An 8845-nucleotide genomic window follows, 5' to 3' on the forward strand; every position below is an offset into this window, starting at 1 on the left:
TCCTGATGAGTGCGGTTTGCGCACGTCTCAGTGTTCTCCCGCGGCGGGCACCGGTGGAGGGCCGTTGGGCCCGGGCCACCGATGCCGAACGCAGTGAATTCCTGGGAGACTTTGTGATTGACCGGTCGCGCCGACAGGCCCTACGCGACGCCCAGGTAGGCCTCGCGGACGGCGTCGTCGTGCAGCAGTTCCCTGCCCGGCCCCTCCTTGGTGATGGACCCGGTCTCCAGGATGTAACCGCGGGTGGACCGGCTCAGCGCCTGCTGCGCGTTCTGTTCGACGAGCAGAATCGTGGTGCCGCCGGCGTTGATCTTCGCGATGATCTCGAAGATCTGACGAATCACCATGGGCGCCAAGCCCATCGACGGTTCATCGAGGAGCAGGAGGTTGGGGCGGGCCATCAGCGCCCGGCCGATGGCGAGCATCTGCTGCTCACCGCCCGACATCGTGCCGCCGAACTGCTTCTTGCGTTCGCCGAGTCGCGGGAACAACTCGAATACCTCGTCCAGCGCCTCACCATAGGCCGCCTTGGACTCGAACCTCCTTCCATAGCAACCCATGTCGAGGTTCTCCAGCACGGTCATGCCGGGGAAGATCCGCCGGCCCTCGGGCACCTGGATGATGCCGCGGGCCACCCGCTCGTGCGGTTTGAGTGCCGTGATGTCCTCACCGTTGAACCGGATGGATCCCTCGGTGAGTCTGTTGAGCCCGGAGATGCCGCGCATCGTTGTCGACTTGCCGGCACCGTTGGCGCCGAGCAGGGTCACCAGCTCACCGGCCTGCACGCTCAGCGAAATCCCGTGCAGCGCTTTGATCCGACCGTAGTGGATCACCACATTGCTCAGTTCGAGCACGGGGGTGCCCGATCCGGGCACCGGAGCCCACTCGGCGCCAGGATCGTCTTCTCCCGGACCCTTGTCAAGCGATATCGTCATCGGGCACTCCCAGGTAGGCGGCGATCACCGCCGGGTTGTCTCGGACTTCACGCGGCGCACCGTCGGCGATCTTGCGGCCGAATTCGAGGACGACGATCCGGTCGGTCACCCCCATCACCAGACGCATGTCGTGCTCGATGAGCAGCACCGTGTAACCGTCGTCGCGGATCTTCTTGATCAGCCCCATCAGCGCCGTCTTCTCGCTGGGGTTGAAGCCGGCGGCCGGCTCGTCGAGGCACAGCAGTTTCGGTTCGGTGGCCAGGGCGCGGGCAATCTCCAGGCGACGCTGGTCACCGTAGGGCAGGTTCGCCGCCTTCTCGGTGGCGCGGGCGGCGATACCCACGAACTCCAGCAGCGCCATGCCGCGCTCGACGGCGTCGCGTTCCTCACGGTAGTGCCGCGGGGTCCGGAAGGTGGCACCCCATACCGACGTCTTGTGCCGGGCGTCGGTGCCCACACACACGTTCTCCAGTGCCGTCATCTCACCCCACAGCCGCACATTCTGGAATGTGCGCGCGATGCCTTTACGGGTGATCTTGTGCCGCTTGAGCTTTCCCAGCGGTTCGCCGTCGAAGGTCACCGTGCCCCGGGTGGGTGTGTACACGCCGGTGATCGCGTTGAAGCAGGTGGTCTTGCCCGCCCCGTTCGGGCCGATCAGCCCGAGGATCTCGCCGCGCCGGATGTCGAACGACACCTCGCTCAGGGCCGCGAGGCCGCCGAACTCGACGGTCAGGTCACGTACCTCGAGCAGGGTGTCGCCCTCCGCCGTGGCGATGTCGCGTTGCGGTGCGACGGCCTCGGCCACGGCCTCCGGATCGGCGAGCGCAGGATCGATCGCGGTGGGATCGACCACCGTCGTCGCCTGCGGATCGGCGAGGACCTCGGCAATCTGCTCGGTCGGTGATTCGACGACCTGATGGATTCCGTCGGCCTCGCCGTCGGCCCCCGATCCGGTGCCGGGGGGCTGCCACACGGGCTTGCTGAGATCGGGCCTCGGCTCGGGGCCGTCAGGAGTGCGGTGGGTCACGACGTGATCTCCTTCTGTCCTGAAGCCGGGCCGGGCTCGCGTCTGATGACATCACCCACGCGTTGCGCCGCCGCGTACACCTGCCTTCCGAACGTGATCAGCCGCGCCCGCGCCGGGAACAGTCCCTGCGGCCGGAAGATCATCAGGGCGACCAGCGCCAGCCCGAAGAACAGGTACTTGAAGTCGCCGAGGGACTGGCCTCCCACCTCGATGCCCTGAACGCGGGCGGGCAGGTACACGATGACGAAGGCGCCGACGATGACGCCGAGTTTGTTGCCCTGACCGCCGATCACCACCGCACACAGGAACAGCATCGAGTTGATGACGGTGAACGCCTTCGGGTCGACGTACTGCACCTGGCCGGCGTACACGGCGCCGGACAGTCCGCCGATGCCGGCGCCGATGACGAATGCCCACAACTTGTACTTGAAGGTGGGCACACCCATGATCTCGGCGGCGTCCTCATCCTCGCGGATGGCGATCCAGGAGCGGCCGACACGGCTGCGTTCGAGGTTGCCGACGAACAGCAGCACGATCACCACGAGCAGCAGCGCCAGCCAGTACCACCAGATGCCGTAGCTGAGGGTGCCGCTGTTGTTCTGTGTGGAGAAGACACCGTCGGGGTTGTCGCCGCTGGTGCCGAGTTCGGGGAAAAGGATGCCCTCCAGACCGGCGGGGCCGTTGGTGACCTCTTTGAGGTTGTCGGCGAGCAACCGGACGATCTCACCGAAACCGAGGGTGACGATGGCCAGGTAGTCGCCGCGCACGCGCAGCGTCGGGGTGCCGAGGATGACGCCGGTGATGCCGGTGATCACGATGGCCAGCGGGATGCAGGCGATCCAGGCCCATGGACCGGAGAACAGGCCGTGATCAGAGCTGTCCCAGATCGGGCTGGCGGGGCTGGTGAGCAATGCCACCACATAGGCGCCGACCGCGTAGAAGCCGACGTACCCCAGGTCGAGCAGGCCCGTCTGACCGACCACCACGTTCAGGCCGATCGCGATGAGAGCGACCATCGCGAACTGTGCCATGGTGGCGCCGAAGTTGGTGGCGGTGGTGGAGATCAGCGGCGGGTCGAGCACCGGCAGCAGGGCGAGCAGGACGAAGGCGATGATGCCGATCCCCCACTGCGCGGGCCGGGACTGCCTGTCCCACCAGGTTCGGATGGCGTCGCCGATGCCGCGCCGCGGCGCCTGGTCCGCGGCGGGGACGGCAGGGTCTGGAGTCGTCATACTCGCGCCTTCCCGAGTTTCTCACCGAGGATGCCTGTCGGCCGGAACATCAGCACCAGGATGAGCAGCGCGAAGGCCACCACGTCCTTCCACTGATTACCGAAGACCACGGATCCGTAATTCTCCATCACGCCGAGCAGCAGGCCGCCGATCAACGCACCGCGCACATTGCCGATGCCGCCGAGGACCGCGGCGCAGAACGCCTTGATACCGAGGACGAAGCCACCGTAGTAGACGATGTTCGACGGCACGTGCAGCGTGTAGAGCAGGGCGGCGGCACCCGCGAGGGCGCCACCGATCAGGAACGTCACCATGATGATGCGTTCCCGGGACACACCCATCAGCAGTGCGGCGTCGGGATCCTGTGCGACGGAACGGATTCCACGTCCCAGTCGGGTTTTGTTGACCAGGAAGTCGACGCCGACGGCGAGTCCGATCGCCGACAGCACGATGATCAGGATGACGTTGGTGACCGAGGCGCCGAAGATCCTGAACTGTTCGGTCGGCTCGACCAGTTTGATCGCGGGCTGCGGACTCGACCCGCCGAGCCGGGGATCGGTCGGCACTTTCGGCAGCACGTAGTGCACGAATTCCTGCAGGACGAACGACATGCCGATCGCCGTGATCAGGAAGGCCAGCGGTTTGGCGTTGCGTTTGCGCAGTGGCCGGTACGCGATGAATTCCAGCCCCACCGCGGTGGTTCCCGACACGGCCATGCCGATCAGGCCGGCCAGCACCAGGTAGGTGATGGTCATCAGTGTGCCTTCACTCCACACATCGCCCTGCGGCCGGAAGCCCAGCAGCATCAGGCCGACATACTGGCCGAACATGCCGAGCATGAACACCTCGGAATGGGCGAAGTTGATCAGCCGGAGCACGCCGTAGACGAGCGTGTAACCGACAGCCACCAGTGCGTAGATGGAACCGTAGGCGAGTCCCTGGATCGTGAGTGTCCAGAATCCGTCTTTCAGTGCGCCGAGATCGAATCCGATGGTCGAGGCCACCACCGAGGTCGACTCGGCCAATGAATACGCGATCATGCGTACCTTTCAGCCGAATTGTCGTGATCGTTCGCACACAGGTGCACCCGGGTCGAGATCATCGCACCCGGGTGCACCTGACATGCCTGATGGCCGTTACTTGACTTCGTAGACCCAGATCAGCGAGGACTTGAGTTCGCCGGTCTGGCTCCACTCGTACTCACGTGCCAGACCCTTGCCCTTGTAGTCCTTGACGTAGGACAGCAGGTCGGCGCGGGTGGTCTTACCCTCACCGATGCCCTTCATCAGGATGGTGGCCAGGTCGTAGGCCTCGACCGAGTACACGCCCGGTGCCTGCTTGAACTTGGACTCGTAGGCGGCCTTGAACTTGTCCGGAGCCGGACCGCACGGGCAGGTCAGGACCGCACCCTTGGCCGAGTTTCCGGCCAGGGCGGTGAACTGCGGATCGTTCGAACCGTCGGCGGAGACGAAGGTGATCGCCGAATCGGCACGCTTGAGCTGCTCGGCGAGCGGTGCGGCCTCCGAGTAGTAGCCGGCGTAGAAGACGGCGTCGGGCTTGGCGCCGGTGATGGTCGAGATGATCGCCGAGAAGTCGCGCTCACCCTTCTTGACGTCACCCTCGCAGCTCTTGACGCTCGCATCGCCGAGGGTCTTGATGACTGCCTTGGCCAGGCCGGCACCGTATTCGGTGTCGTCCTTGATGACGCAGATCTTCTTCTTGCCGGCGGTGCCGGTCAGGTAGTTGGCGACGGCCGGTCCCTGCACGTCGTCGTTGGCCAGGCCGCGGTAGAAGGTCTTCCAGCCGTTGCCGGTGAGCGCCGGGTTGGTGGCCGAAGCGGTCACCGACACCAGGCCGGCCTGGCTGAAGATGCCGCCGGTGGCCTTGGTCTCGCCGGAGAAGGCGGGGCCGATCAGCCCGATGATGTCTTTGTTGTTGACGATCTGCGGGGCCACCTGGGTGGCCTTCTGCGGATCACCCTCAGTGTCGTAGGTCTTCAGCGTGACCTTGCAGTCCGGGTTGGAGCTGTTGTGCTCGTCGACCGCGAGCTGGGCGCCGTTGCGGATGTTGATGCCGAGGGCGGCATCGGCACCGGTCAGCGCGCCTGCCATCGCGATGGTGGTCGGGTCGCACTTGGCCTTGCCGTCGCCGGCGGGGCTTTCGGCGTCGGACTCCGACGCCGCCTCAACCGTCTTGCCCTCGGTGTCGATCTGCGCCAGCGGCGCGATCGTCAGACCCGTGCTCGCCCCGGCTGAGGTGCTGGCACCCGATTCCGAGTCGGAGTCGCTGTCTTTGGAACTACACGCGGACAAGGCGAGGATACCGGCCATCGTCACCGCGAGAGCACCGGTCGTCATCCGACGATGCATGTTTCAAACCTCTCAGTTCTGCCACTCGACGTGATCGTCGAGAGGTCCGGAAGAGACCTGACGGAAAACTTAACCCGAATCCTTGCGCCCCGCGCAGGTTCCGTACGCAAAGTCGCAGCCGTGTGGCTGCGTGTTGCACAGATTTAACACCCGGCTCGGGGTAGTGCCAGGTCAGTCGAGTATGGCCGGTGTCAGCTGGGCGTGCCCAGGGTTTCGACCACAACCTGCGCGACGGCCTTCATGGTGGTGCGGCGGTCCATCGCTGCCCGCTGGATCCACTTGAACGCCTCGGGTTCGCTGAGGTTCTGCTTCTCCATCAACAGCCCTTTGGCGCGTTCGACGAGTTTGCGGGTCTCGAGCCGGTCCTGCATCGTCGCGACCTCGGACTCGAGCGACTTGACCTCTTGATAGCGGCTCACCGCCACCTCGATGGCAGGCACCAGATCGGCCTTGGTGAACGGTTTCACCAGGTATGCCATCGCCCCGGCGTCCCGGGCCTTCTCCACGAAATCGCGCTGGCTGAAAGCCGTCAGCATCACCACGGGCGCAAGCCGTTTCGCGGCGATCTCGCTGGCCGCGTCGATGCCGTCACGGACAGGCATCTTGATGTCCATGATCACCAGATCGGGCCCCAGCGACTCGGTCAGCTCCACGGCCACCTGACCGTTGGGGGCCTCCCCGACCACGTCATATCCTTCTTCGCGGAGCATCTCGATCAGATCCATCCGGATCAGGGAGTCGTCCTCGGCCACCAGCACCCGATGCGTGGTAGCAGGGGCGTTGCCGTCCGTCGGAGTCTCTTGCGTCACCGTCACATCTCCTCCTCGCCCAGCCCTGGTCTCCCGCGCCCGGCGGCCCCTCATGCCCGCCAGATCACCCAGGTGGCCACCCTGGCCATGGCGAGCAGAGTACCGGTTGGTGACGCATCCGGCTCATCGTCTAATGTGGATGGTCGCGGCGCCACGGGGCCGCCAGGATGCCCTCGTAGCCCAATTGGCAGAGGCAACGGATTCAAAACCCGTCCAGTGTGAGTTCGAGTCTCACCGAGGGCACCATCACATCCCTGCCAGCCTCCGGTTGGGGTGAATTCACCTCGTCGATGAGTCACATCTGACGCGTACCCCGGACCTTTCTATTTACGGCTGCGACAATTCGTTCACGGACTCCCCGTGCGCCGCGCCACGCGATCCCACCTGCGCTCTTCCCATCCTTCCGCGATGTGTAGTAACCTCGCCGTGTCTACGCCGAGACCGAAACGTTACCAACTACGAAGCGGACTGAACCTGTGTCACGACACCGACTGAATTCCACTGCCTCGATTCCCGCGGTCGACCTACTGCCCTCCGACGGCTCGTCGAGCGGCTACCGGGGCGGGCAGCACCGCGTCGCCAAGAGCTCTGCGGTGTCCGCGACCACCGTCGCGGGTGCGGCTGTGGCCCTCGCCGGGGCGATCGGGCTGGCAGCCGGCGGCGCGGCACAGGCTGCGACCCCGTCAACCCCGACGACCGGCCATAAGGCGCCCGTTCTGCCGACGATGCCCGCGCTCGCCGACCTGCCGAATGTCGCGGACCTGGCGGCAGACCTGTCCAAGCAGGTGAATCTGCCGGCCGATATCGACAAGGCGATGCGCGACCTGCTGCCCAAGAAGCTGCCGGTTCCCGAGCAGCACAAGCACACCGCGGTGCGGCCGGTCCACGGCACCGTCACCTCGGGCTACGGCGCACGCTGGGGCGTCGTCCATTACGGCGTCGACATCGCCAACAAGATCGGCACCCCGATCTACGCCGTCACCGATGGCACCGTCATCGAATCCGGCCCCGCATCCGGCTTCGGCCAGTGGGTCCGGGTCCGGCAGGACGACGGCACCATCGGCGTCTTCGGTCATGTCGACCAGAGCTTCGTGAAGGCCGGCCAGAAGGTCAAGGCCGGCGATCAGATCGCCACCGTCGGCAACCGCGGCAATTCCACCGGCCCGCACCTGCATTACGAGGTCTGGGACAAGAACGGCAACAAGATCAACCCGCAGGTCTGGCTCAAGAAGCGCGGCGTCGACGTCGACTGATCCATCCGGCAACGAGGAAAAGACCACTCCGACGACCGACTGATCGCGTAGTCGTGGTCGTCATGGCCGGTGGCGATCAATGAGATTCGAGTAGTCGGCTACTCGTGGCAACCGCGTCCGGATTCCGCACTCTTGCGATGTGAATTCCACCGACATCGAGGAGTCGACAATGATCCGAAAACTCATCACAGCATGGACGACACTCCTACTGGCCCTGGGCATTGTGGCCGGACTGGCGGGTCCGGCCGGAGCGATACCGAATCTGGACCCCAAACAGCAGGTGGGCCAGTGCAAGTACTGCCAGGTCAACCCGAACGTGGTGTCCGTGTACCGGGCCGAGATCACCGTGTGGAGCAAGTCTGTTCCGGCAATCAAGGTATACAAGGCCGTCGAAGTTCCAGGCAACGCCGACGGTGGCGATTTCGGACCTGTCTACAATCGGACCCTGATCCCGGGCAACTGGCCGTACAAGATCGTGCCACCCACCATCAATCCCAACACGAAGCACTTCGTTTTCACCATCAACGGACTGAAGCCAGGGCAGTTGTATTCGGTGAGCGTGAGGCAAACCGAGTACAACGAGGCCGGTTGGCATGAGTTTTCCGTCTCACGGACAAATCCTGTTCATCGCGCGACTGTTCAGGGATTCCAATTGAACTGACTCTGTCCGGCCACTTCCGTTGGACTTGTCCGTCAACCGCGCAGTGTCTGGCGATCACCTGGTGACATCTCCCGGTGATCGCCAGACACGAGTCCGGGCGGAACTACGCGCGACCTCGAGTACATCGGGGCGTGCACCGATCGAATGAATCGGTGTGAGGCAGGCCGCCGGCCCTCGAAGACTGTGCTGTTCTGGGGTGGTTCGCCGCACGAAGGGCTTGCCATGCCGACACACATGTTTCGTATCGTGGTCGCTCTGTTGATCATGCTGCCCGGGCTGCTCATCGCATCCCCCGCATCCGCGTGTGCGTGCGGTGGCATCGCCAGCAATGATCCTTCGGCGCGGGTCAACGCGGAGACGGCGATCGTGTCGATGACGGGCGGACGCGAGACGATCGACATGCGGTTGTCGATGCGGTCGGTGAACTCCGATGCGGCGCTCATCGTTCCGACACCGGCACCGGCCACGGTGTCGGCGGGTGATCAGGCATTGTTCGACAAGTACTCGAGGATCAGCGAACCGCGCACCGAGACACGGCGACACTGGTGGTCGTCATCGA

At 64.8% G+C, this 8845-nt stretch carries 9 protein-coding genes and 1 tRNA gene; 4 read left to right on the forward strand and 6 right to left on the reverse strand.

What is annotated here, in order from left to right; translation table 11 throughout:
• Positions 1 to 140: 140 nt before the first annotated feature.
• The 6 genes from GOAMR_RS15820 to GOAMR_RS15845 form a co-directional block, all read right to left on the reverse strand.
• On the reverse strand, positions 141 to 935 hold the full coding sequence (locus tag GOAMR_RS15820; protein WP_005189965.1) for an ABC transporter ATP-binding protein: 795 nt from the start codon (positions 933 to 935) through the stop codon (positions 141 to 143).
• Positions 919 to 1962 carry an ABC transporter ATP-binding protein gene (locus tag GOAMR_RS15825; protein ID WP_005189968.1) on the reverse strand — a complete coding sequence of 348 codons (1044 nt, stop codon included), beginning with the start codon at positions 1960 to 1962 and terminating at the stop codon, positions 919 to 921. The genes GOAMR_RS15820 and GOAMR_RS15825 overlap by 17 nt, the downstream gene beginning before the upstream one ends.
• Positions 1959 to 3194, reverse strand: coding sequence for a branched-chain amino acid ABC transporter permease (locus GOAMR_RS15830; protein WP_005189971.1), 1236 nt, complete (start codon positions 3192 to 3194; stop codon positions 1959 to 1961). Before GOAMR_RS15830 ends, GOAMR_RS15825 begins: the two co-directional genes overlap by 4 nt.
• Positions 3191 to 4234 (reverse strand): branched-chain amino acid ABC transporter permease, encoded by a 1044-nt coding sequence (locus tag GOAMR_RS15835; protein WP_005189974.1) that lies wholly within the window; start codon positions 4232 to 4234, stop codon positions 3191 to 3193. Before GOAMR_RS15835 ends, GOAMR_RS15830 begins: the two co-directional genes overlap by 4 nt.
• 96 nt (positions 4235 to 4330) lie before the next feature.
• Entirely contained in the window at positions 4331 to 5563 is a 1233-nt protein-coding gene (locus GOAMR_RS15840; RefSeq protein ID WP_005189977.1) for a branched-chain amino acid ABC transporter substrate-binding protein, read from the reverse strand.
• Between the two features lie 191 nt (positions 5564 to 5754).
• Positions 5755 to 6426, reverse strand: a complete 672-nt coding sequence (locus GOAMR_RS15845; RefSeq protein ID WP_050942763.1) for an ANTAR domain-containing response regulator — start codon at positions 6424 to 6426, stop codon at positions 5755 to 5757.
• A 115-nt stretch (positions 6427 to 6541) separates the two neighbouring features.
• Between GOAMR_RS15845 and GOAMR_RS15850 the strand changes: the two genes are divergently transcribed.
• From GOAMR_RS15850 to GOAMR_RS15865, 4 genes are all read left to right on the forward strand, one after another.
• A tRNA-Leu gene (locus GOAMR_RS15850) sits at positions 6542 to 6618 on the forward strand.
• A 230-nt stretch (positions 6619 to 6848) separates the two neighbouring features.
• Positions 6849 to 7625 (forward strand): M23 family metallopeptidase, encoded by a 777-nt coding sequence (locus GOAMR_RS15855; RefSeq protein ID WP_005189982.1) that lies wholly within the window; start codon positions 6849 to 6851, stop codon positions 7623 to 7625.
• A 139-nt stretch (positions 7626 to 7764) separates the two neighbouring features.
• On the forward strand, positions 7765 to 8286 hold the full coding sequence (locus GOAMR_RS15860; protein WP_040515515.1) for a hypothetical protein: 522 nt from the start codon (positions 7765 to 7767) through the stop codon (positions 8284 to 8286).
• 246 nt (positions 8287 to 8532) lie between these two features.
• The coding region (locus tag GOAMR_RS15865) for a DUF2330 domain-containing protein (protein ID WP_170319172.1) at positions 8533 to 8845 on the forward strand (313 nt) is incomplete at its 3' end.

The organism is Gordonia amarae NBRC 15530 (genome assembly GCF_000241345.1).
GTDB lineage: Bacteria > Actinomycetota > Actinomycetes > Mycobacteriales > Mycobacteriaceae > Gordonia > Gordonia amarae.

Excerpts from the sequence above, each read along its gene's own strand:
- GOAMR_RS15830 (WP_005189971.1), bottom strand. The coding sequence starts at position 3,194 with ATGACGACTCCAGACCCTGCCGTCCCCGCCGCGGACCAGGCGCCGCGG.
- GOAMR_RS15845 (WP_050942763.1), bottom strand. The coding sequence starts at position 6,426 with ATGAGGGGCCGCCGGGCGCGGGAGACCAGGGCTGGGCGAGGAGGAGAT.
- GOAMR_RS15840 (WP_005189977.1), bottom strand. The coding sequence starts at position 5,563 with ATGCATCGTCGGATGACGACCGGTGCTCTCGCGGTGACGATGGCCGGT.
- GOAMR_RS15835 (WP_005189974.1), bottom strand. The coding sequence starts at position 4,234 with ATGATCGCGTATTCATTGGCCGAGTCGACCTCGGTGGTGGCCTCGACC.
- GOAMR_RS15820 (WP_005189965.1), bottom strand. The coding sequence starts at position 935 with ATGACGATATCGCTTGACAAGGGTCCGGGAGAAGACGATCCTGGCGCC.